Here is a 23246-nt window from a genome sequence, read left to right on the forward strand (position 1 = left end):
ACTGATATCGATGATGGGCGTGGTCTGGTCGCTGCTCGGCATCCTGTCCGGCGCCTTCATCGCCATTCAGGCGCCGATCAACTCGCAGCTGGCGCGCGGCCTGGGACTCCCGGTCGCGGCGGCGGCGTTTTCCTTCCTGTCCGGCGCGATCGTGCTCGGCATCATCTCCTTCGCCGTGGTGAAATTGAACGATGTCTCGCTCGACTGGAAGGCGCCGGCGCCCTGGCTGTTCGTCGCCGGCGGCATGCTCGGCGGCTTCTATGTCACGCTGTCGACCATTTTGACGCCGCGCATCGGCGCGGCGGCGTTGATGGCGTTCCTGGTTGCCGGCCAGTTGCTAGCCGGCATGCTGATCGACCGCATCGGCTTCCTCGGCGTCGCGGTGCGCGAGATTTCGCTCGGCCGCGTCGCCGGTGCGGTGCTGCTCTTGGCCGGAGCGCTGCTCGTCCGGCTTTACTGATGCGCGTCGATCTCTTCGACTTCGACCTGCCTGAGGAGCGCATCGCGCTTCGCCCGGCGGAGCCGCGCGACAGCGCCAAGATGCTGGTGGTCAGGCCAGGCGAGGGCCTTTCGGACCGAACGGTGCGAGACCTGCCGTCCCTGCTCAGGCAAGGCGACGTGCTGGTCTTCAACGATACCAAGGTCATCCCGGCGCAACTGAAAGGCATCAGGCGGCGCGGCGAAGCGCAGGCGCAGGTCGAGGCCACGCTGCATATGCGCATGGCGCCGGACCGCTGGCTCGCCTTCATGCGGCCGGGCAAGCGCATTGCTGCCGGCGACCGCATCCATTTCGGCCATGACGGCAATTCCTGCTTCCTCGGCCAGCTCGACGCCACGGTGATCGAGAAGGGCGAGGCCGGCGAAGCGTTGCTCGGCTTCGATCTGTCCGGCCCGTTTCTCGACGAGGCGCTGCGCGCCGTCGGCCACATTCCGCTGCCGCCCTATATCGCTTCCAAGCGTGATGACGACGCGCGCGACCTGACGGACTATCAGACCATCTATGCCAGGGAAGAGGGCGCGGTCGCAGCACCCACTGCCGGCCTGCATTTCACGCCCGAGCTGTTTGACGCGCTCGACGCAAAGGGCATCGAACGCCACTTCGTCACCTTGCATGTCGGCGCCGGCACTTTTCTGCCGGTCAAGGCGGATGACACCGCCGACCATAAGATGCATGCCGAGACCGGCTCGGTCAGCGAAGCAACGGCTGAGGCGCTCAATGCCGCCAAGGCGAAAGGCGGACGCATCATCGCTGTCGGAACGACCTCGCTGCGCCTGCTGGAGAGTGCGGCGGCCCCGGATGGCTCGCTCGCTGCATGGTCCGGCCCGACCGACATTTTCATCACGCCGGGCTACCGCTTCCGCACCGCCGACCTGCTGATGACAAACTTCCATCTGCCGCGCTCGACGCTGTTCATGCTGGTTTCGGCCTTCAGCGGCCTCGACACGATGCGCGCGGCCTATGCGCATGCCATCGGGAACAGCTACAGATTCTACTCCTACGGAGATGCAAGCCTGCTTTATCGAGCGGAGATGAGCGATGGATGATGACCTGCAAGCCCTTGATCGCGAAAGCCTGATTGCCGAAGTGAAAAGACTACGGGCCGGCATTCGTGCGCACCGTGACACGACCGGCCATGATCTCTGCTGGCACCACCCTGATCTCTGGGACCTGCTGCCGGAAAGGACCGAGCCGTCGATCGCCGTGCCGCCCTGGCCAAAATTCATGCGCGGCTGCATCCAGTACCGCCAGTCGCTCGACAGGCAGGCGCCCGACGCACCTGTCCATGACAAGGAATTCAATGGCTAAGCCGTTCACTTTCAAGGTCCTCGCCACCGACGGCAAGGCACGGCGCGGTGTCATCGACATGCCGCGCGGCGAAATCCGCACGCCGGCTTTCATGCCGGTCGGCACCGGCGGCACGGTCAAGGCCATGTATATGGACCAGGTCCGCGGCGTCGGCGCCGACATCATCCTGGGCAACACCTACCACCTGATGCTGCGGCCGGGCGCCGAGCGCGTGGCGCGGCTTGGCGGCCTGCACGAGTTCGCCCGCTGGCCGCAGCCGATCCTGACCGACAGCGGCGGTTTTCAGGTGATGTCGCTGTCAAAACTCAGGAAACTCACGGAAAAGGGCGTCACCTTCCGCTCGCATATTGACGGCGCGCCTTACGAGATGTCGCCGGAGCGTTCGATCGAGATCCAGGGGCTGCTCGATTCCGACATCCAGATGCAGCTCGACGAATGCACCGCGCTGCCGGCCGATCTGAAGGAGATCGAGCGCGCCATGGAACTGTCACTGCGCTGGGCCGAGCGCTGCAAGACGGCGTTCGGCGACCAGCCGGGCAAGGCGATGTTCGGCATTGTGCAAGGTGGCGACAACGCGGCGCTCAGGGTGCGTTCGGCGCAGGCGCTGAGCGCGATGGAGCTGAAGGGCTATGCGGTCGGCGGCCTTGCCGTCGGCGAACCGCAGGCGGTGATGCTGGAGATGCTCGACATCACCTGTCCGGAACTGCCTGAGAACAAGCCTAGATATCTCATGGGCGTCGGCACGCCCGACGACATAGTCAAATCGGTTGCGCGGGGCATCGACATGTTCGATTGCGTCATGCCGACCCGCGCCGGCCGCCACGGCCTGGCCTATACAAGGCGCGGCAAGGTCAATCTCAGGAACGCCCGCCACGCCGACGACCCGCGCCCGCTGGACGAGGAAAGCGACTGCCCGGCGGCGCGGGATTATTCACGCGCCTATCTGCATCATCTCGTGCGCTCACAAGAGGCGCTGGGGGCGATGCTTTTGACCTGGAACAACCTGTCCTACTATCAGAAGCTGATGCAGGACATTCGCGCCGCGATCGAAGCGCAGGCCTTCGACGCACGCACAGCCGAGATTTCAGAGGGCTGGGCGAGGGGCGATATTTCTGCCCTTTGAACAAACCAGCGCTACCTGCCGATGATTGACTGATCCATTGTCCGGGCGCAGAATCCGGTTGGGGTCAAGCCATGACTGTCACATACGAACTTGGCGGCAAGACCGCGATCGTGACTGGCGGCGCACGAGGCATCGGCAAGGCCATTGCGGCGCAGTTGTTGAACTCCGGTGTTGATGTCTGGATATGGGATGCCGATCCGACACCTGTCGACGGCGCCCATTGCCAGACGGTCGATGTAACAAAGGCTCACCAGATCAAAGACGCCTTGGCCGAGGTCGTCGCAGACAACAGCCGGATCGACATTCTTGTCAACAACGCAGGCTATCTAGGCGACTATCGTGGGTTCGAGGCATTCGATCCGATCGAGTGGCAACGCGTCATTGGTGTCAACCTGATCGGCGTTTTCGAGGTTACCCACCAGGTTCTGCCGATCATGCGCAGGGCCGGCGGCGGCCGGATCATCAATATGGGGTCACTGGCAGGCAAGGAAGGGTTGCCGAATCTGGCCGCCTATTCAGCTGCGAGTGCGGGCGTCATTGCCTTTACGAAAGCCTTGTCGCGGGAGACCTGCGATACCGACATTCGGGTGAATTGCGTCGCACCGGGGCCGATCGATACCGAGTTGATCAGGCGCCTTGGAAACGATGTGGTAAATGACATGATCAATGCCAGCCCGCTCAAGCGCCTTGGCTCCGTCGATGAAGTAGCCGCACTGGTGCTTTGGCTTTGCTCCGACGCCAGCGCGTTCAACACCGGAGCCGTGTTCGACATGTCGGGCGGCAGGGCACGCTACTGAGACTTTTGTGCTCAGGTGCTCAGCGAATTCGAAGCGCGCAGGCTGCAGCCGGTGATCTGAAAACTGCCGTCGGGCTGTTGCTGCAGCGTATAGACCGCCTCGTAGTCCTTGCCGTCGGGACCGACGATCAGCACCTGTTGGATGATCGAACCCGGGCCGGTCTGCTCGACCTTTCCGAAGGAATAGCTTCTTGGCTGGCGCACGGGCGCGTAGCCATTGGTCACCATGTTCATGAAGGCGTCGACGGTCGGGAAAATCTGCTTCACGTTTGGAGCGGCGAAACTGTAGGCCTTGGCGCCATCATTGGCGATGAGCGCCTTCAGCTGACCATCGATGACGGCCTGGCCGGCCTTGATTTCGGCATCGCCGGCAAGGGCTGCCGACGCAAACAGGGCTGACGCGAACAGCAATGAAACGACTGCGAATGCGGTGCGGCGCATGGCCTCTCTCCGTTGTCCTCCAACAAATCGCGGTCTGAGGACGCATCATACCATACGCTTGGCGCTGCCTCACGGTTTCAGCAACCGCGAATATTCGCCACGCAAGTGCCACAAGATCATGCTTAAGCATCCTTTAAGGCGGGGCGCGCATCGTAGGGGACGGGTGGGGACCCGTTCGCGCAACCAGGGGACGAGCATGTCCAAGCAGCCGATCGACCGGCGCCTTTTGCTGAAGGGCGCGGCAAGCCTTGCACTTCTGGCCCCCTTGCCCGCTTGGGCAGCCACCGGGCCGACCGTCACCGACATCGCCTTCGATCCGGTCATTCCAGCGCTCGGCGATCCCGATGGCGACGTCACCATCGCTGAGTTCGTCGACTATCAGTGCCCGATCTGCAAGCTCGTCTTCGTCGAACTGAAGAAACTGATGGCGGAGGACACCGGCATCCGGTTGGTGATGAAGGACTGGCCGATCTTCGGCGACGTCTCGCGTGACGCGGCGCGTGTAGCGCTTTTGACCGGCGAGCATTATGCCGCGGCGGTGGATGCGCTGATGACCAATCAGCGCGGCCTCTCGGAACGCCGCACCAACGATATCCTGGCTTCGGTCGGTGTCGATGTGGCGATGGTGCGTGCCGATCTCGCCATTCGTGAACCCGACATTGACGCCGCCCTTTTGCGCACCGATACGCAGGCAACCGCCTTTAAACTGCGTGGCACCCCCGCTTTGGTCATCGGCGGCAGCCTCTACCGGCGCGGCATGCCGGTGTCCGAACTGAGACAGGCCGTCGCCAAGGCGCGCTCCGCCTGATGCTTGAAAGCCGGGCGGCAGTCTGCCACAAGGGCCGCTTGTGTGCTGAAGCTTGATCGGGACCGGCAATGAAGACGTTTTTCGTGCAGATAAAGTGCGACCTGGGCAAGTCGTATGAAGTCGCCAGCGCGCTCGCCGACGCCGAGATCGCCTCGGAAATCTACTCGACCGCCGGCCATTACGACCTGCTCGCCAAATTCTATATCGACGACGAGGACGATGTCGGCCACTTCGTCAACGAGAAGGTGCAGATTATTCCCGGAATCAAGGACACCTTCACGGTCGTCACTTTCCGCGCTTTCTAAAGCCACATCAGGCACTTGCCCGGCGACGAGGCAAAGCCTGATTACGCCCCTGTTTCGATTGCCCTAATTTTGGGCAGTCGTAACATACTGATCGTCGATATCCCCCAAATCACCGATTGCGCTTGATTTTCTCCCGCGACGCCAGTGAAATGGCTGCACAGGGGAGTATGCGATTGGCAGCGTTCGATGAAATGCTTCCGGAAGTTTCCGGACTGAGAAAACCATATACGGCTTACGACCGCTGGCTGAAGGAGCAGGACCCGGCCAGGCTTACCGAAAAAATGCAGGACGCCGAGCGCGTCTTCCGTAAGACCGGCATCACCTTCGCCGTCTATGGCGAACAGGAAGCCTCCGAGCGACTGATCCCCTTCGACATCGTTCCGCGCATCATCTCGGGCAATGAATGGCGGCGCCTCACGCAAGGCATCGAGCAGCGCGTGCAGGCGCTGAACGCCTTCCTCGACGACATCTACCATCGCCAGGAAATTTTGCGCGCCGGGCGTGTTCCCAGAGAGCTCATCGCCAGGAACGAGGCCTTCCTGCCGGAGATGATCGGGGTCAGGCCGCCGGCCGGCGTCTACACCCACATTATCGGCGTCGACATTGTCCGCATCTCGGAGAACGAGTTCTACGTGCTGGAGGACAATGCCCGCACGCCGTCGGGCGTCTCCTACATGCTGGAGAACCGCGAGACGATGATGCAGCTCTTCCCCGAGCTGTTCCAGCAGATCAAGGTGCGGCCGGTGGAGAACTACCCGCAACTCCTGCGCCAGTCGCTGGCCGCGGTCCGCCCGCAAAGCACCAAGGGCGCGCCGACCATCGCCGTGCTTACGCCGGGCAGCTTCAACTCCGCCTATTTCGAGCACGCCTTCCTAGCCGACCAGATGGGCGTGCAACTGGTAGAAGGCCAGGATCTGCGTGTCGTCGACGGCCATGTCGCCATGCGCACGACCGAAGGCTACAAGCAGATCGACGTGCTTTACCGGCGTGTCGACGATTCCTTCCTCGATCCGCTGACCTTCCGGCCGGACTCGGCGCTCGGCGTGCCCGGCATCATGGATGTCTACCGCGCCGGCAACATCACCATCGCCAACGCGCCGGGAACCGGCATCGCCGACGACAAGGCGATCTATTCCTACATGCCCGAGATCGTCGAGTTCTACACCGGCCGCAAGGCCATCCTCGGCAACATCCCGACCTGGCGTTGCTCTGAAGCCGACAGCCTGAAATACGTGCTCGAACACATCCATGAGCTGGTCATCAAGGAAGTGCACGGCTCCGGCGGCTACGGCATGCTGGTCGGACCGGCGGCGACCAAGAAGGAATGCCAGGACTTCGCCAAGAAGCTGCAGGCGAAACCTTCCAACTATATCGCCCAGCCGACACTGGCGCTGTCGACCTGTCCGATCCTGACCGAAAAAGGCCTGTCGCCGCGCCACGTCGACTTGCGCCCCTACGTGCTGGTTTCCGACCGCATCCAGATCGTGCCCGGCGGATTGACGCGGGTGGCGCTGAAGGAGGGTTCGCTGGTGGTGAATTCTTCGCAGGGCGGTGGCACCAAAGACACCTGGGTGCTCGATGACTGATTTTCACCTGAAGGATTTTTGATGCTTTTAGGCCGCACCGCCAACGGGCTCTACTGGATGAACCGCTATATCGAGCGGGCGGAAAACATGGCGCGCCTGGTTGATGCCGGCCTGCGCATGGCTCTGACCCGCACCCAAAGCGCGTCGGAGGAGTGGAATTCGGTGCTGCTCAGCGCTGGCTCCGACGTCACCTTCACGCAGAAATACCAGGACTATACGGCCGCCAATGTCGCCGACTTCCTGTTGCGCGACACGTCGAACCCGTCGAGCACGATGTCGGCGATCGAGACAGCCCGCAACAATGCCCGCATGGTGCGCACCGCGCTGACGCGCGAGACCTGGGAAAGCATCAACGAAGCCTGGATGGCGCTCAAGCGCATGCTGGCCAAACCCATCGACGAACGCGATCTGCCCAGCGTGCTTGATGCCATCAAGCGCGAGACGGCGCTGATCCGCGGTTCGTTCTACGGCACCATGCTGCGCAACGAGATCTTCGATTTCTCGCAGCTCGGCACCTATGTCGAGCGCGCCGACAACACGGCGCGCATCCTCGACGTGAAATATTATGTGCTGCTGCCGTCGATCTCCTGGGTCGGCTCGAGCCTCGACAATTACCAGTGGGAATCGATCCTGCGCTCGGTGTCGGCGCATCGCTCCTATCGCTGGGTCTACGAGGCCGACTACAAGCCGACCAACATTGCCGACTATCTGATCCTCAATGTCCGCATGCCGCGCTCGCTGACCTTCTGCTATCGCTTTCTCGCCGAACATCTGAAGTTCCTCGGCGACGATTATGGCGAACGCCATGCCTGCCATGCCACGGTCGACAGGACCCAGGCGATGCTGCGGGCAGGGTCGATCAAGGACATATTCGACGCTGGCCTGCACGAATTCCTGGCCAGGTTCATCCAGGACAACACCAAGCTTGGCGACGAGATCGCACAAGATTACCGGTTCAACTGATATGCGGCTCAAGATCACCCACCGGACCGAATACCGCTACGACGCGCCGGTACACTATCTGCTGCAGCGGCTGCGGCTGTTGCCGGTCAGCGGCCCAACGCAGACCGTGTTGTCGTGGGCGCTGAAGATCGAGGGCGCGCGCGAGGAAGTGCGCTTCAGCGACCATTTCGGCAACGACAACAGGCTGTTGAGCGTCGAGGGTGAGCGCGACTTCATCACCGTTGAGGCCTCCGGCGAGGTTGTCACGCGTGACACGGCCGGTGTCTCCGGCCCGCATCACGGCTTTGCGCCGCTCTGGCTGTTCAGCCAGGAGACCGCTTTGACCATCCCCGGCGAGGGCATCCGCGAGCTAGCCGCGGCCGTCGGCAAAGGCACCGACATCGAAAGGCTGCATCGGCTGATGGCGCTGATCGTCGAGCGCGTCGCCTACACGCCGGGCACCACCAGCGTGACGACGCCGGCGGAAGAGGCGTTGGCGCTGAAGACCGGGGTCTGCCAGGATCACAGCCATATCTTTGTCGCCACGGCCCGTGCCATGGGCTTCCCGGCCCGTTATGTCAGCGGCTATCTGATGATGGATGCGGCCATCGAACAGGCGGCGAGCCATGCCTGGGCCGAAGCCCATGTCCAGGGTCTCGGTTGGGTCGCCTTCGACGCCGCCAATGGCATTTCCCCTGACGAACGCTATGTCAGGGTGGCCACCGGCCGCGATTATCGCGACGCCTCGCCGGTGTCGGGAATTCGACTGGGACAGGCGGAGGAACAGCTTGCGGTCACCGTCACGGTAGAGCAGTAGTTCTCGGCAAGATTGCTGCCTGAAGAGATTCCATGACTTATTGCGTCGGCCTCAAGATCGATCGAGGGCTCGTGTTCATGTCGGACACGCGCACCAACGCCGGCATGGATTCGATCTCGACCTTCAAGAAGATGCACGTCTGGGAACAGCCGGGCGAGCGCGTCATCGTGCTGATGTCGGCCGGCAATCTGGCGACGACGCAGGCCGTGGTCAGCCTGCTCGACGAACGCAACAAGGCGATCGGCGAACGCCATGCGACGCTGCTCGAAACCCCGTCCATGTACCAGACCGTGCGATTGGTCGGCGACACCGTCAAGGAGGTCATCGCCCAGGCGTCACCGGCCGGCGAGAAGGCGGACTCCTATTTCAATGCCTCCTTCATTCTTGGCGGCCAGATCAAGGGCAGCCCGCCGCGCCTGTTCATGATCTATCCCGAAGGCAATTTCATCGAATCCACCGACGACACGCCGTTCTTCCAGATCGGCGAGACCAAATACGGCAAGCCGATCATCATCCGCGCCTATGAAAAGACGATGAGCCTGGCCGAAACGGTCAAGCTGCTGCTCGTGTCGTTCGATTCGACGCTGAAATCGAACCTCTCCGTCGGCCTGCCGCTCGACCTGCTCTTCCTGGAGAAGGATACGTTCAAGGTCGGACTGAAAAAGCGGATCGGCCAGGACGATCAGTACTACCGCACCATTTCCGAGGGATGGTCGAATGCGTTGAAAACGGCCTTTGCCAGCCTGCCGGATTTTCCGGGGTAGGGCAGGCGTCTTGCGTCGCAGTTGCCTCCCTTTATTTAACATGTTAATCAATAATCGAAACGACCGGCCTGATCGGCGCGCGGGGAGGACACATGGATAACGAGCAATTCCGCGACTGGTCGAAGCGCGCCGCCGATTGGGGTGCAGACTATCGCGCCGGTCTGCGCGATCGGCCTGTGCGGCCGGCCGTCGCGCCGGGCGAAATCTTCAGAAGCATCGAAGCGTCTCCGCCGGAGGCCGCGGAGCCGATGGAGACGATCTTCGCCGATTTCGAAGCCAAGATCGTGCCGGGCATGACGCATTGGCAGCATCCGCGCTTCTTTGCCTATTTCCCGGCCAATGCAGCACCTGTCTCGGTGGTGGCAGAATATCTGGTCTCGGCGATGGCCGCTCAATGCATGCTGTGGCAGACCTCGCCGGCGGCGACAGAGCTTGAGACGCGCATTGTCGACTGGATGCGCCAGGCGCTCGGGCTGCCCGACGGCTTTTCAGGCGTCATCCAGGATTCGGCCTCGTCGGCAACGCTGGCCGCCGTGCTCACCATGCGCGAGCGCGCGCTGGACTGGCAGGGCAACACGAAGGGCCTTTCCGGGCAGGGCAGGCTGCGCGTCTATTCCTCCGACCAGGTTCACACCTCGATCGACCGCGCCATCTGGGTGGCGGGCATAGGCGAGGAAAACCTCGTCCGCATTCCCGTCGCCGGCACCTACCGCGCCATGGATACTGCAGCCTTGGAAGCGGCGATCATTGCCGACCGCGCGGCTGGCCTTTTGCCGGCCGGCATCATCGCTTGCGTCGGCGGCACCAGCACTGGCGGCACCGACGACATCGCCGACGTCGCCGCAGTGGCCAAACGCCATGGGCTTTATCTGCATGTCGACGCCGCCTGGGCCGGGTCGGCGATGATCTGCCCGGAGTACCGGCATTTCTGGACCGGCGTCGAAGGTGCTGATTCCATCGTCTTCAACCCGCACAAATGGCTGGGGGCACAGTTCGATTGCTCGATCCAGTTCGTCCGCCAGCCGGAGGATCTGGTGCGCACGCTGGCGATCAAGCCGGACTATCTGAAGACCCGTGGCCATGACGGCATCATCAACTATTCCGAATGGTCGGTGCCGCTCGGCCGTCGCTTCAGAGCGCTTAAACTCTGGTTCCTGTTGCGCGCTCACGGCCTCGAAGCTTTGCGTACCATGATCCGCAACCACGTTGCCTGGAGCGAAGGCATTGCAGCCAGACTGGCCAGGGAGCCGGATTTCGAGCTCGCCAGCCAGCCGATGCTGTCGCTGTTCTCGTTCCGGCATCGCGCCGCATCCGGCGCCGACTCCGATGAGCACAATTTGCGTCTGGTCGACGCCATCAACAATGATGGCCGCATTTATCTCACGCAGACGCGTGTCGATGGCCGGGTCGCCATCCGCTTCCAGGCAGGCCAATTCGAGACGACCGCGGCCGATGTCGATACCGCCTTCACTGTCATCTGCGAGTGTGCAAGATCCCCGAAGGACTGACAGGGATTGTCCGGGCGGTTGCCGCCGCCGAGGCAAGCCAGCAAGGACTTGCGAGCAAGCATATGGCCGGAAGGGGCGAACGGGTTAGCCAGAATCTGACGGGCGTCTGGAGCGGGCGCTATTTCTATCCGCGCGAACTGCCGCCGGTTTCCTTCGTTGCAACGCTGATCGAGACGGCAGCCAGCTTGACGGGGATGACCCACGAACCGGCGGCGACCGGCACCGCAAGATGCGCAAGCCTGGAGGGGCAGCGCGAGGGCAACGCCGTCTCCTTCATCAAGACATACGACAAGGCCGAATTGCAGGCGTACCCGATTCACTACAGCGGCATCCTGAACGGTGATGCCACCGAGATCAAAGGCACCTGGCGGATCTCGGGACACTGGTCCGGCACATTCCTGATGGTCCGCTCGCCGGGCAAAGTCGCTGCCGTCACCCGTAAGGTGGCGGAGCGGGTCTGAGCCGTATCTGCTCGGTTCGCCTTTGCAATCATCGATATTTCATTAGCCGGCTTCTCCCTTTTCATTGCTTTCGTTTTGAGCTACAAACAAGAAAAACGAAAACGGGAGGTTCTCAGTGTATCTGTCGCCGCGCCATGCCGAAATCATCCAGATGGCGAAAGACCATGGCCGCGTGCTGGTCGACGATCTCGCCACGCACTTCAACGTGACGCCGCAGACCATCCGCAAGGACCTCAACGATCTCTGCGACCAGCGGCTGCTCACCCGCATCCATGGCGGCGCCTTGTTCCCGTCCGGCATCGAGAACATGGAGTATGAGGCGCGCCGCAAGATCGCGGCCGACGAGAAGGAAGCGATCGGCCGCGCTGCGGCCAGATTGATCCCCGACAACGCCTCGCTGTTCATCAATATCGGCACCACGACCGAGTCGGTCAGCAAGGCGCTGCTCGATCACACGGGGCTCATGGTCATCACCAATAACATCAATGTTGCCAATAGGATGCGCATTTATCCTTCGATCGAAGTGGTGATAGCCGGCGGTGTCGTGCGCGGCTCCGACGGTGGCGTGGTCGGCGAGGCGGCGGTGGATTTCATCAGACAGTTCAAGGTCGACTATGCGGTCATCGGCGCCTCGGCGATCGACCATGACGGCGCGCTGCTCGATTTCGACTTTCGCGAAGTGAAGGTGGCGCAAGCCATCATCGCCAATGCCAGGCATGTCATCCTGGTTTCCGACCAGACCAAATTCGAGCGCACCGCGCCGGTTCGCATCGGCCATCTGTCGCAGGTCAACACCTTCATCACCGACCGTTGCGACATCCCTTCGGTGCGCAAGATCTGCGAGGAAGCGGAGGTTCAATTGATCGAAACATCGCTCGGCTAGCGGCTTTCGGGGCCCCCATGACAGGCTTCTCACGTGGCCGTGATATTTCGTTTGACATTCGTTATCATTTCGAAATAATTCCGCCACGGTTTCGCAAAACACCAAAAATGCTGCAATGCGAAATCGGTGGAGGAATTCTTGGACGCATCTCCGATCCATGACATCTTTGTCATTGGCGGCGGTATCAACGGCTGCGGCATTGCCCGCGATGCGGTTGGCCGCGGCTTCTCGGTGTTTCTCGCCGAGATGAACGACCTGGCCAGCGGCACCTCGTCGGGCTCGACCAAGCTGATCCATGGCGGCCTGCGCTACCTCGAATTCTACGAATTCCGGCTGGTGCGCGAGGCGCTGATGGAGCGCGAGGTTCTGTGGAAGAACGCGCCGCACATCATCTGGCCGATGCGCTTCGTGCTGCCCTATGCCAAGGGCCTGCGCCCGGCCTGGCTGATCCGGCTCGGCCTTTTCCTCTACGATCATATTGGCGGCCGCAAATTGCTGCCGGCGACCCGCACGCTCGACATGGCCAAGGATCCGGCCGGCAAGCCGCTGAAGCCGCTGTTTCACAAGGCTTTCGAATATTCGGACGGCTGGGTCAACGATGCCCGCCTGGTGGCGCTGAACGCACGTGATGCCGCCGACCGCGGCGCCACCATCCGCACCCGCACGAAGGTGGTCTCGGCGCGGCGCGAAGGCGACATGTGGGCAATCCGCCTGGAAGATCTGGCGAGCGGAGCGACCGAGGAGGTCAAGGCCCGGCTGCTGGTCAATGCCGCCGGCCCGTGGGTCGACCACGTGCTGTCGACGGCTGTTGGCCAGAACGACGTCCACAATGTCCGCCTGGTGCAGGGCAGCCATATCGTCATCAAGAAGAAGTTCGACGATCCGCGTGCGTACTTCTTCCAGAACAAGGACGGGCGCATCATCTTCGCCATTCCCTACGAGGAAGAGTTCACGCTGATCGGCACCACCGATCGCGACTATCCCGGCGATCCGCATGACGTGAAGATCAGCGACACCGAGATCGACTATCTCTGCGCGGCGGCGAGCGAATATTTTGCCAAACCCGTGACGCGCTCCGACATCGTCTGGACCTATTCGGCAGTGCGCCCGCTCTACGATGACGGCGCCTCGAAGGCGCAGGAAGCAACCCGCGACTACGTGCTGAAGGCCGATGGCGGCGAGGGCAAGGCGCCGATCGTCAACGCCTTCGGCGGCAAGATCACCACCTATCGCCGGCTGTCGGAATCGATGCTGGAAAAGATCGAAGGGTTTCTGGGCAAGCGTGGCAAGCCATGGACGGCGAACGCGTCCTTGCCCGGCGGCGATTTCCCGGCCACCGGTTTCGACGCGCAGGTGGCGAAGCTGAAGAGCGCCTATCCGTTCCTCGATCAGCGCCTGGCGCGCCGGCTGACCAGGCTTTACGGCACGCGCGCGCAAGTGCTGCTCGGCCTTGCCAAGTCGAATGCCGATCTCGGCCGCAATTTCGGCGCCGATCTCTATGAGGCCGAGGTGCGCTACCTCTGCGAAAACGAATGGGCACTGACCGCCGAAGATGTATTGTGGCGTCGCACCAAGCGCGGCCTGCATTTCAGCCGCGAGCAAGTCTCGGCCCTCGACGAATTCATGCGCGGCATCAGCCGGCGCCATGTCGTTGCAGCGGAATAGGGAAGGCGATTGATGCGAAAAGCCTGGGAGGAGGCATCATGCTGGAACTGAGAAACGTGACGAAGACGGTCGGTGCCGCGGAGCACATCCGCGACGTCTCGCTGACGCTTCAGCACGGCTCGCTCAATGTCCTGCTCGGGCCGACGCTGTCCGGCAAGACCAGCCTGATGCGGCTGATGGCCGGGCTCGACGTGCCGACCTCCGGTTCGGTCTGGTTCGACGGCCAGAATGTCACCGGCATGCCGGTGCAGCAGCGCAAGATCGCCATGGTCTACCAGCAGTTCATCAACTACCCCGCGATGACGGTCTATGAAAACATCGCCTCGCCTCTGCGTGTCGCCGGCACCGATCAGGCCAAGATCGACAAGGAAGTCCGCAACGCGGCAGCGCTCCTGAAGCTGACGCCCTATCTCGACCGCACACCGCTCAGCCTGTCGGGCGGCCAGCAGCAGCGCACCGCGCTCGCCCGCGCCATCGTCAAGAACGCCAGCCTGGTGCTGCTCGACGAGCCGCTCGCCAATCTCGACTACAAATTGCGCGAGGAACTGCGCGCCGAACTGCCGAAGATCTTCGCCGCCGCCGGCACCATTTTCGTCTACGCCACGACCGAGCCGCACGAGGCGCTGCTGCTCGGCGGCAACACGGCGACGCTTTCGGAAGGGCGCATCACCCAGTTCGGCCCGACCATCGACGTCTTCCGCAAGCCGATCGACCTGGTGACGGCAAGGACCTTTGCCGATCCGCCGCTCAACACCATCGTGCTGGCCAAGAAGGGCCCGGATTTCCTGCTCGAAGGCGGCGTCAAACTGCCGGTGCCGGCCGAACTCGCCGGCATTGCCGACGCCAACTACACGATCGGCTTCCAGCCGCATCATCTGTCGCTGGAGCGACCCAACGCCGCCGCGGTGCCGGTGCGCGCCAAGGTGACGATCACCGAGATCACCGGCTCGGAAAGCTTCATCCATCTCGATTTCGCCGACGCGCGCTGGGTCATGCTGACCCACGGCATCCGCGATTTCGAGCCCGACGCCGAGATCGAGGTGTTCATCGATCCGCGCCACATCATGGTCTTCGACGGCAACGGCCGCGCCGTGGCCGCATCGAAGCTGGCGGCTTGAGGGGGAAGAGATGGCGCGCATCGACGTCAACCATGTCCGGCACTCCTACCTGCCCAACCCGCAGAAGGATGCCGATTTCGCGCTCAGGGAGGTGCACCACACCTTCGAGGACGGCGGCGCCTATGCGCTGCTCGGGCCGTCTGGCTGCGGCAAGACCACGCTGCTCAATATCATTTCGGGGCTTTTGCATCCTTCGCACGGAGAGCTGCTGTTCAACGGCAAGGACGTCACCAACCTGTCGACGCAGGAGCGCAACATCGCGCAGGTGTTCCAGTTCCCGGTCATCTACGACACCATGACGGTCTACGACAATCTGGCCTTCCCGCTGCGCAACCGCGGCGTGCCGGAGGCCGACGTCGACCGCAAGGTGCGCGAGACGCTGGAGATGATCGACCTGGCGTCATGGGCGAAGAAGAAGGCGAGGGGCCTGACCGCCGACCAGAAGCAGAAGATCTCGCTCGGCCGCGGCCTGGTGCGTTCCGACGTCAACGCCATCCTGTTCGACGAACCGCTGACCGTCATCGATCCGCATATGAAGTGGGTGCTGCGCTCGCAATTGAAGCAGCTGCACCGCCGCTTCGGCTACACCATGGTCTATGTCACCCACGACCAGACCGAAGCGCTGACCTTCGCCGACCAGGTCGTCGTCATGTATGACGGCGGCATCGTCCAGATTGGCACGCCGGCCGAACTGTTCGAGCGCCCGCGCCACACTTTCGTTGGCTACTTCATCGGCTCGCCCGGCATGAACGTCATGCCGGTGGCGATCGACGGCAAGACCGCGACCATCGGCAGCCAGCGCATCGAGCTGCCCGGCGCGCCAAAGACCGCCGCTGGGAACACTGGCGCCATCGAACTCGGCATCCGCCCCGAACATGTCAGGCTCGGCCGCGACGGCATGGCGGTGAAGATCAGCAAGGTCGAGGATCTCGGCCGCCACAAGGTTGTGCGCGCCAGCCTCGAAGGCCGCGAGATCGCGGCCGTCATCGGCGAGGATGAGAGCGTTCCCGCCGAACCGAAAGTGCGCTTCGATCCGGCCGGCATCAACATCTATGCCGATTCCTGGCGCGTCGAGATGGGGGCATAGATGGAAAAGACCTGGAACAACAAGGCCTGGTTCCTGGTGCTGCCGGTGCTGGTGCTGGTGGCGTTCTCGGCCGTCATCCCGCTGATGACCGTCGTCAATTATTCGGTGCAGGACACGTTCGGCAACAATCAGTTCTTCTGGGCCGGCACCGAATGGTTCGAGGAGCTGCTGTCGTCCGACCGCTTCTGGGAAGCGATGGTGCGCAACCTGATCTTCTCCTTCATCATCCTCGCCATCGAAGTGCCGCTCGGCATCTTCATTGCGCTCAACATGCCGAAGAAGGGCTGGGGCGTGCCGGTTTGCCTGGTGCTGATGGCGCTGCCGCTCTTGATTCCGTGGAACGTTGTCGGCACCATCTGGCAGGTGTTCGGCCGCAACGACATCGGCCTGCTCGGCTACTACGTCAACGCGCTGGGCATCGATTACAATTATGTCCAGGACCCGTACGACGCCTGGGTCACCATCATCATCATGGACGTCTGGCACTGGACCAGCCTCGTCGTGCTGCTTTGCTATGCCGGCCTGGTCTCGATTCCCGACGCCTTCTACCAGGCGGCCAAGATCGACGGCGCTTCGCGCTGGGCGGTGTTCCGCTACATCCAGCTGCCGAAGATGCAGCGCGTGCTGCTCATCGCCGTGCTGTTGCGCTTCATGGATAGCTTCATGATCTACACCGAGCCGTTCGTCGTCACCGGCGGCGGCCCCGGCAACTCGACGACCTTCCTGTCGATCGACCTCGTCAAGACCGCGCTCGGCCAGTTCGACCTCGGCCCGGCGGCGGCGATGTCGCTGGTCTACTTCCTGATCATCCTGTTGTTGTCGTGGGTGTTTTACACCGTGATGACCAACTACGACGCGGAGCGCTGAGATGAGCGGCGCCAACGAGAGAGCTGACCGAGTGAGCGAGACGACAGCCGAGGGCAAACTGGGGAGCACGCTCTCGCAGGAGCAGGTCGCCCGGCTGATGCGCAAGCGCGGTGAGGAATCGCGCTGGTGGTGGATCGTGCCGACGGTCTACATCATCGTGCTTTTGCTGCCGATCTACTGGCTCATCAATATGAGCTTCAAGACCAATGCCGAGATCGTGTCGTCGCTGACGCTCTACCCGCATCAGCCGACGATCGCCAACTACGTCACCATCTTCACCGATGCCTCCTGGTATTCGGGCTACATCAACTCGATCACCTATGTGGTGATGAACATGGTGATTTCGGTGGCGGCTGCCCTGCCGGCGGCTTACGCCTTTTCGCGCTACCGCTTCCTCGGCGACAAGCATCTGTTCTTCTGGCTGTTGACCAACCGCATGGCGCCGCCGGCGGTGTTCGCGCTGCCGTTCTTCCAGCTCTATTCGGCCTTCGGTCTGATCGACACCCATATCGCCGTCGCTCTGGCGCACTGCCTGTTTAACGTGCCGCTGGCGGTGTGGATCCTCGAAGGATTCATGTCGGGCGTGCCGAAGGAAATCGACGAGACTGCCTACATTGACGGCTACTCGTTCCCGCGTTTCTTCGTGAAGATCTTCATGCCGCTGATCGCCAGCGGCATCGGCGTCGCCTGCTTCTTCTGCTTCATGTTCTCATGGGTGGAACTGCTGATCGCGCGTACGCTGACCACCACCGACGCCAAGCCGATTGCCGCCACCATGACCCGCACTGTTTCGGCCGCCGGCATGGACTGGGGCCTGCTTGCCGCCGCCGGTGTGCTGACTCTGATCCCCGGCGCGCTCGTCATCTGGTTTGTCCGCAACTACATCGCCAAGGGCTTTGCCCTGGGGAGGGTGTGACCATGAACCTCGACCTCACCTGGATGGCGTGGACGTGGCCGACGGCGGCGTTCTTCGGTACCATTCTTCTGCTGTTGTGCGGCATGGCGTTTTGGGAATTTGCCTCGCCGGGCGGCAATCCGCGCGTCGGCGTCCTGCGCTTCGAGACGACGCGCGGCGACCGCCTTTTCCTGTCGCTGCTTGGCAGCGCCTTTATCCATCTCGCTTGGCTGGGTCTTGTCGGATCCAACCTGTGGTGGGCTCTCGCTCTCTCCGTGGTCTACGCCGTCGGCGTGTTCCGCTACGTATAGAGGGGGAAACTGTTGGAGCGACCGCGTGCCGGCGGCCGCTCCAGATCGCACTTGAAACCTAAATGTGGAGGAAACCTATGCGACGGCAATTTTTAACATCTACGACCGCGCTTGTCCTGTTGCTCGGGGCAGGCAACGCCTATGCCGGAATGGACGAGGCAAAAGCGTTCCTGGACAAGGAAATCGGCCCGCTGTCGACGCTCTCGCGCGCCGACCAGGAAGCCGAAATGCAGTGGTTCATCGATGCCGCGAAGCCTTTCGCCGGCATGGACATCAAGGTCGTCTCCGAAACCATCGCCACCCATTCCTATGAATCGCAGGTGCTGGCGCCGGCCTTTTCGGCGATCACCGGCATCAAGGTGACGCATGACACCATCCAGGAAGGCGACGTCGTCGAGAAGATTCAGACCCAGATGCAGACAGGTCAGAACCTCTATGACGGCTGGGTCAACGATTCCGACCTGATCGGCACTCACTGGCGCTACCAGCAGGTCCGCAACCTGACCGACTGGATGGCGGGCGACGGCAAGGACGTCACCAATCCGAACCTCGACCTGAAGGATTTTATCGGCACCTCCTTCACCACGGCGCCGGATAAGAAGCTCTACCAGCTGCCCGACCAGCAGTTCGCCAACCTCTACTGGTTCCGTTACGACTGGTTCAATGACGAGAAGAACAAGGCCGACTTCAAGGCCAAGTACGGCTACGACCTCGGCGTGCCGGTCAACTGGTCGGCCTATGAGGATATTGCCGAGTTCTTCACCGGTCGCGAGATCGACGGCAAGAAGGTCTATGGTCACATGGACTACGGCAAGAAGGATCCGTCGCTCGGCTGGCGGTTCACCGACGCCTGGCTGTCCATGGCCGGTAACGGCGACAAGGGCATCCCGAACGGTCTGCCGGTCGACGAATGGGGCATCAAAGTCGATGAGAATTCGCGTCCTGTCGGCTCCTGCACGGCGCGCGGCGGCGATACCAACGGCCCGGCAGCGGTCTACTCGATCCAGAAGTACCTCGACTGGCTGAAGGCCTACGCTCCGGCCGAGGCACAGGGCATGACCTTCTCCGAATCCGGCCCGGTTCCGGCGCAGGGTGCGGTTGCCCAGCAGATCTTCTGGTACACCGCGTTCACCGCGTCGATGGTCGACGCCGGCGCCAAGGCGGTGATGAACGACGACGGTACGCCGAAGTGGCGCATGGCCCCGTCGCCGCATGGCGTCTACTGGAAGGACGGCATGAAGCTCGGCTATCAGGACGTGGGCTCCTGGACGCTGATGAAGTCGACGCCGACTGACCGTGCCAAGGCCGCCTGGCTCTATGCGCAGTTCGTGACGTCGAAGACCGTCGACGTGAAGAAGAGCCATGTCGGCCTGACCTTCATCCGTGAGAGCACGATCCACGACAAAAGCTTCACCGAGCGCGCTCCGAAGCTCGGCGGCCTGATCGAGTTCTACCGCTCGCCGGCCCGCGTCCAGTGGTCGCCGACCGGCACCAACGTGCCTGACTATCCGAAGCTGGCACAGCTTTGGTGGCAGGCGATCGGCGATGCGTCCTCGGGCGCCAAGACGGCGCAGGAGGCGATGGACTCACTCTGCGGCGAACAGGAAAAGGTCATGAGCCGCATCGAGAAGTCGGGCGTCCAGGGCGATATCGGCCCGAAGATGGCCGAAGAGCATGACCTCGCCTACTGGAACGCCGACGCGGTCAAGAAGGGCAATCTCGCGCCTCAGCTGAAGATCGAGAACGAGAAGGAAAAGCCGGTCACCATCAACTACGACGAACTGGTGAAGAGCTGGCAGAAGTAAGCTTGGCGTACGCGCCAGGATCATAGTGAACGGGGAGGCGGCATCTTGCCGTCTCCCCTGTTTGTATAAGCGAGCTACCGGGAGGACGAATGACCGGACACATCCTTGCGATCGACCAGGGCACCACATCGACCAGGGCGATCCTGTTCGACGGAGAGATGAAAGTTGCCGGCAGCAAGCAGCAGGAATTCACCCAGCACTACCCGGCCTCCGGCTGGGTCGAGCACGATCCCGAAGAAATCTGGGGAACCGTCGTCGCCACGGTCAAAGGCGCACTGAAGGCCGCCGGCCGCGAGGCGTCAGATGTCGCGGCGATCGGCATCACCAATCAGCGCGAAACCGTCGTGATCTGGGACAAGGCGACCGGCAAGCCGATCCACAATGCCGTCGTCTGGCAGGACCGCCGCACCGCGGCGCTCTGCCAGAAGCTGAAGAAGCAGGGGCTGGAGAAAAAATTCAGCAAAAAGACCGGCCTGCTGCTCGATCCCTATTTCTCCGGCACCAAGATCGCCTGGATGCTGGACAAGGTGAAGGGTGCGAGAAAACGCGCCGAAAAGGGCGAGCTTCTCGCCGGCACCATCGACAGTTTTTTGATCTGGCGGCTGACCGGCGGCAAGGTGCACGCCACCGACGCCACCAATGCCTCGCGCACGCTGGTCTACAACATCGAGAAAAATGTCTGGGACGACGAACTGCTGTCGATCCTGCGCATCCCGGCGGCAATGCTGCCTGAGGTCAAGGATTGCGCCGACGATTACGGCGTGACGGAGAAAGGCCTCTTTGGCGCCGAGATAAAGATCCTCGGCGTGGCCGGCGACCAGCACGCGGCGACCATCGGCCAGGCCTGTTTCGAGCCGGGCATGATGAAATCGACCTACGGCACAGGCTGCTTCGCGCTGCTCAACACGGGCGCCGATTTGGTGCGCTCGAAGAACCGGCTGCTGACCACCATCGCCTACCGTCTGAACGGCAAGACCACCTATGCGCTGGAAGGCTCGATCTTCATCGCGGGCGCTGCCGTGCAATGGCTGCGCGACGGCATCAAGGTAATCGGCAAGGCAGAGCATAGCGGCGTGCTGGCGGCGACCGCCGACCCGACGCAAAACGTCTATCTGGTGCCGGCTTTCGTCGGCCTCGGCGCGCCACACTGGGACGCCGAAGCGCGTGGCGCGATCTTCGGTCTGACCCGCAATTCAGGCCCGGCGGAGTTTGCCCGCGCCGCGCTCGAATCCGTCGCCTACCAGACGCGCGATTTGCTCGATGCGATGCGCAAGGACTGGAAGGGAGCCTCAGTCAAAACCGTGCTTCGCGTCGATGGCGGCATGGTGGCCTCCGACTGGACGATGCAGCGACTGGCCGACATCCTCGATGCGCCGGTCGACCGTCCGACCATTCTTGAAACGACGGCGCTGGGCGCCGCATGGCTTGCCGGCTCGAAGGCGGGCGTGTGGCCGAAGGCGAAGGATTTTGCCAGAAGCTGGGCACTTGAGCGCCGGTTCAAACCGGACATGGATGCCGCTGTGCGCTCGGCAAAACTGGCGGGCTGGCGCGATGCGGTGCGCAGGACGTTGAGCACGTCCTGAATGCGCTAAAATACGAAACCTGCGCCGTTGCCGACGCAGGTTCCATCACTCTAGCTTCGCCCCGAACTCATCAATAGGGAGAATTGCACTGCTGCCGAGGACCGTAGTTCGGCTGGAAGGTGTTGTCCGACGCACGATACGACCGGTAGCGGTCATAGCACCACTGCACATGCGAATCGCCGCCCCGGTAGACGCGGTTCTGGTTGTTGTTGACGATCGCGCCGGTAATCAGCGCGCCGGCAATGAATGCACCAGCCGGGAACCAGAAATCGCCGTGACGGCGATAGCCGTGGCGGTAATGGCGCGAGCCTTGATGGCCGTTCCAGTAGGCGCCGTCATTGTTACTGCGCGAGAAATTGCGGTTGCCGTTGAAGTTGCGGTTTTTCATCCACGGCTTGTAGTCGACCGCCTGCACATCGGACGACGCCGATGGGGCCTGCGGCGCAATCATTTGCTTGGCGCCGGCCGGCACGGCCGCGGAAACTGCGAAAGAGGCTGACAATGTGGCCGCCAGCATACCCGATACGATCTTGTTCACGATCTACTCCTTTGAAGGGGGTGGTTGACGTCCCTTGTGCGGAGACAACGGCTCGTTGGTGCGAAGGTTCCCGCCAGAACATTAAGTTGCTGATTTGCAATGTTTCTCCAGTCAACCGGAGAAAAAGAGACCCATCTCGCCCCTGCAGATTTTGAAGTGATTACCTCGGCACAGGAGCGGCTCACCGGCCTCCTGCCAGTGGCAATTTGCAGGGCGTCAGGCGATGGCAGGAACCCAGGCAAACGAGCCATCTTTTTCCGGTTGACCGCTCGCGGCACTCTCCCTATGTTCCGCGCAATTTCGAGGGCGGCCTTTTAGAGCCCGCGGGAGCGCGTAGCTCAGCCGGTAGAGCAACTGACTTTTAATCAGTAGGTCATGGGTTCGAATCCCATCGCGCTCACCAACAAAGCCAATATCTTTAGCTTATGTGCGTCGAGTGGAATCAGCGTCTCGGCCAATTGACGGCCGAACAGGCTTCGATCACCAGCAGTTCGACATCGGGCGCATGGGAAGCCAGACGGGCTAGCAACGCTGAGCTGCAGCACCTTCCATTGCCTCAGTGCGATACCGCCTCAGCCATAGGGTCCCTATAAAGCAGGGATGGCCGGTGCGGGGGGTTGCTTGGGCAAGCAGGCGCACCGGCCAATTGCGGGTTTGGAATTCGGGGGTCCCCCGCACTGCCTAAGCTATAGGCATATTAGAATTTACTCAATTACGACTGAAGTCCCTGGGACTTGGCCCGCTCTAAAAGCGTTTGCGCAACGCGTTTTCCTCAAAAATGGCTGAGAGGTCTATTTCATCATGAAACGGAGCGTGGGGGTCGAAAGCCAGCCAAGACGCATGAGATCGAAGCTCTCTGAGGCGCGCATTCTTTGCGAGCAGCGTTTGGTGTTGTTCCTCCTCAAACGGAGAAATAGGCTTGTCGCGAGGGTCCATGCGCACTCCCGATTGGCGCCATACCCTATTTGAACGATTGAGCTTTGATTTAGTTTCCTGTGGCCCGCAAGAGCGCCCTGCCGTGCCTCACGAGCCAGCTGGCAATGCTCGGGCAATGGCGTCCCTTCCAGCTCACGTATTTTAGCGCAAGCTTGTATTTCTCTTGAGGCGAGGGCATGCTTACAGACGTGCGCGGAGGA

25 protein-coding genes and 1 tRNA gene are annotated in these 23246 nt (G+C 62.1%); 23 read left to right on the top strand and 3 right to left on the bottom strand.

All coding sequences use genetic code 11. From position 1 onward, the window contains the following. The first annotated feature begins 10 nt into the window (after positions 1-10). The 5 genes from AC1DYC_RS05420 to AC1DYC_RS05440 all read left to right on the top strand — a co-directional run bounded on the left by AC1DYC_RS05420 (position 11) and on the right by AC1DYC_RS05440 (position 3727). A complete protein-coding gene (locus AC1DYC_RS05420) occupies positions 11-460 on the top strand; it encodes a DMT family transporter (RefSeq protein ID WP_477404564.1) in 450 nt (149 codons plus the stop codon). Continuing rightward, positions 460-1545, top strand: a complete 1086-nt coding sequence (gene queA, locus AC1DYC_RS05425) for a tRNA preQ1(34) S-adenosylmethionine ribosyltransferase-isomerase QueA (RefSeq protein ID WP_477404566.1) — start codon at positions 460-462, stop codon at positions 1543-1545. Before AC1DYC_RS05420 ends, queA begins: the two co-directional genes overlap by 1 nt. Beyond that, positions 1538-1807 carry a hypothetical protein gene (locus AC1DYC_RS05430; RefSeq protein ID WP_477404568.1) on the top strand — a complete coding sequence of 90 codons (270 nt, stop codon included), beginning with the start codon at positions 1538-1540 and terminating at the stop codon, positions 1805-1807. The genes queA and AC1DYC_RS05430 overlap by 8 nt, the downstream gene beginning before the upstream one ends. Then, positions 1800-2930, top strand: a complete 1131-nt coding sequence (gene tgt, locus AC1DYC_RS05435) for a tRNA guanosine(34) transglycosylase Tgt (RefSeq protein ID WP_477404570.1) — start codon at positions 1800-1802, stop codon at positions 2928-2930. The genes AC1DYC_RS05430 and tgt overlap by 8 nt, the downstream gene beginning before the upstream one ends. Before the next feature lie 71 nt (positions 2931-3001). Next, complete coding sequence (locus AC1DYC_RS05440) at positions 3002-3727, top strand: SDR family NAD(P)-dependent oxidoreductase (RefSeq protein WP_477404572.1); 726 nt, start codon at positions 3002-3004, stop codon at positions 3725-3727. Positions 3728-3738: 11 nt separating this feature from the next. On the opposite strand, the gene AC1DYC_RS05445 is transcribed toward AC1DYC_RS05440, so the two are convergent. Beyond that, entirely contained in the window at positions 3739-4167 is a 429-nt protein-coding gene (locus tag AC1DYC_RS05445) for a DUF4864 domain-containing protein (protein WP_477404574.1), read from the bottom strand. Positions 4168-4363: 196 nt separating this feature from the next. Here AC1DYC_RS05445 and AC1DYC_RS05450 point away from each other — a divergent pair, with 196 nt between their 5' ends. The 17 genes from AC1DYC_RS05450 to glpK all read left to right on the top strand — a co-directional run bounded on the left by AC1DYC_RS05450 (position 4364) and on the right by glpK (position 21572). Next, positions 4364-4975: a DsbA family protein gene (locus AC1DYC_RS05450; RefSeq protein ID WP_477404576.1), complete on the top strand. Its 612-nt coding sequence runs from the start codon at positions 4364-4366 to the stop codon at positions 4973-4975. Positions 4976-5043: 68 nt separating this feature from the next. Then, a complete protein-coding gene (locus tag AC1DYC_RS05455; protein ID WP_477284376.1) occupies positions 5044-5280 on the top strand; it encodes an Lrp/AsnC ligand binding domain-containing protein in 237 nt (78 codons plus the stop codon). A 173-nt stretch (positions 5281-5453) separates the two neighbouring features. Then, the gene (locus AC1DYC_RS05460; protein WP_181057110.1) at positions 5454-6866 is read left to right on the top strand and encodes a circularly permuted type 2 ATP-grasp protein; all 1413 of its coding nucleotides are present in this window, start codon (positions 5454-5456) and stop codon (positions 6864-6866) included. 21 nt (positions 6867-6887) lie between these two features. Then, positions 6888-7829 carry an alpha-E domain-containing protein gene (locus tag AC1DYC_RS05465; RefSeq protein ID WP_352586879.1) on the top strand — a complete coding sequence of 314 codons (942 nt, stop codon included), beginning with the start codon at positions 6888-6890 and terminating at the stop codon, positions 7827-7829. A 1-nt stretch (position 7830) separates the two neighbouring features. Next, positions 7831-8625 (top strand): transglutaminase family protein, encoded by a 795-nt coding sequence (locus AC1DYC_RS05470; RefSeq protein WP_477404578.1) that lies wholly within the window; start codon positions 7831-7833, stop codon positions 8623-8625. A gap of 32 nt (positions 8626-8657) precedes the next feature. Then, on the top strand, positions 8658-9389 hold the full coding sequence (locus tag AC1DYC_RS05475; protein WP_477404580.1) for a proteasome-type protease: 732 nt from the start codon (positions 8658-8660) through the stop codon (positions 9387-9389). 92 nt (positions 9390-9481) lie between these two features. Beyond that, positions 9482-10897, top strand: a complete 1416-nt coding sequence (locus tag AC1DYC_RS05480) for a pyridoxal phosphate-dependent decarboxylase family protein (protein ID WP_477404582.1) — start codon at positions 9482-9484, stop codon at positions 10895-10897. A gap of 62 nt (positions 10898-10959) precedes the next feature. Next, positions 10960-11358, top strand: coding sequence for a hypothetical protein (locus AC1DYC_RS05485; protein WP_477404584.1), 399 nt, complete (start codon positions 10960-10962; stop codon positions 11356-11358). A 115-nt stretch (positions 11359-11473) separates the two neighbouring features. Continuing rightward, positions 11474-12241, top strand: a complete 768-nt coding sequence (locus tag AC1DYC_RS05490; protein ID WP_023670971.1) for a DeoR/GlpR family DNA-binding transcription regulator — start codon at positions 11474-11476, stop codon at positions 12239-12241. A gap of 138 nt (positions 12242-12379) precedes the next feature. Then, a complete protein-coding gene (gene glpD, locus AC1DYC_RS05495; RefSeq protein WP_477404586.1) occupies positions 12380-13906 on the top strand; it encodes a glycerol-3-phosphate dehydrogenase in 1527 nt (508 codons plus the stop codon). Between the two features lie 38 nt (positions 13907-13944). After that, the gene (locus tag AC1DYC_RS05500; protein ID WP_477404588.1) at positions 13945-15024 is read left to right on the top strand and encodes an ABC transporter ATP-binding protein; all 1080 of its coding nucleotides are present in this window, start codon (positions 13945-13947) and stop codon (positions 15022-15024) included. A 10-nt stretch (positions 15025-15034) separates the two neighbouring features. Then, positions 15035-16111 carry an ABC transporter ATP-binding protein gene (locus tag AC1DYC_RS05505; RefSeq protein WP_477404590.1) on the top strand — a complete coding sequence of 359 codons (1077 nt, stop codon included), beginning with the start codon at positions 15035-15037 and terminating at the stop codon, positions 16109-16111. Beyond that, on the top strand, positions 16112-16978 hold the full coding sequence (locus AC1DYC_RS05510; RefSeq protein WP_454574966.1) for a carbohydrate ABC transporter permease: 867 nt from the start codon (positions 16112-16114) through the stop codon (positions 16976-16978). Between the two features lies 1 nt (position 16979). After that, positions 16980-17894 (top strand): carbohydrate ABC transporter permease, encoded by a 915-nt coding sequence (locus tag AC1DYC_RS05515; protein ID WP_477404592.1) that lies wholly within the window; start codon positions 16980-16982, stop codon positions 17892-17894. A gap of 2 nt (positions 17895-17896) precedes the next feature. Next, complete coding sequence (locus AC1DYC_RS05520; RefSeq protein WP_023693410.1) at positions 17897-18184, top strand: DUF2160 domain-containing protein; 288 nt, start codon at positions 17897-17899, stop codon at positions 18182-18184. Between the two features lie 77 nt (positions 18185-18261). Beyond that, complete coding sequence (locus AC1DYC_RS05525; RefSeq protein ID WP_477340164.1) at positions 18262-19989, top strand: ABC transporter substrate-binding protein; 1728 nt, start codon at positions 18262-18264, stop codon at positions 19987-19989. An 89-nt stretch (positions 19990-20078) separates the two neighbouring features. Then, the gene (glpK, locus tag AC1DYC_RS05530; RefSeq protein WP_477404594.1) at positions 20079-21572 is read left to right on the top strand and encodes a glycerol kinase GlpK; all 1494 of its coding nucleotides are present in this window, start codon (positions 20079-20081) and stop codon (positions 21570-21572) included. A 70-nt stretch (positions 21573-21642) separates the two neighbouring features. Here the strand turns inward: glpK and AC1DYC_RS05535 are convergent, their stop codons facing one another. Further along, complete coding sequence (locus tag AC1DYC_RS05535; protein WP_477404596.1) at positions 21643-22110, bottom strand: BA14K family protein; 468 nt, start codon at positions 22108-22110, stop codon at positions 21643-21645. Positions 22111-22437: 327 nt separating this feature from the next. On the opposite strand from AC1DYC_RS05535, the gene AC1DYC_RS05540 reads away from it, so the two are divergent. After that, positions 22438-22513 (top strand) — tRNA-Lys (locus AC1DYC_RS05540). Positions 22514-22854: 341 nt separating this feature from the next. Here AC1DYC_RS05540 and AC1DYC_RS05545 read toward each other — a convergent pair. Further along, positions 22855-23046, bottom strand: a complete 192-nt coding sequence (locus AC1DYC_RS05545; RefSeq protein WP_477404598.1) for a hypothetical protein — start codon at positions 23044-23046, stop codon at positions 22855-22857. Between the last annotated feature and the right edge of the window lie 200 nt (positions 23047-23246).

This window comes from Mesorhizobium sp. P2_E7 (assembly GCF_056403855.1).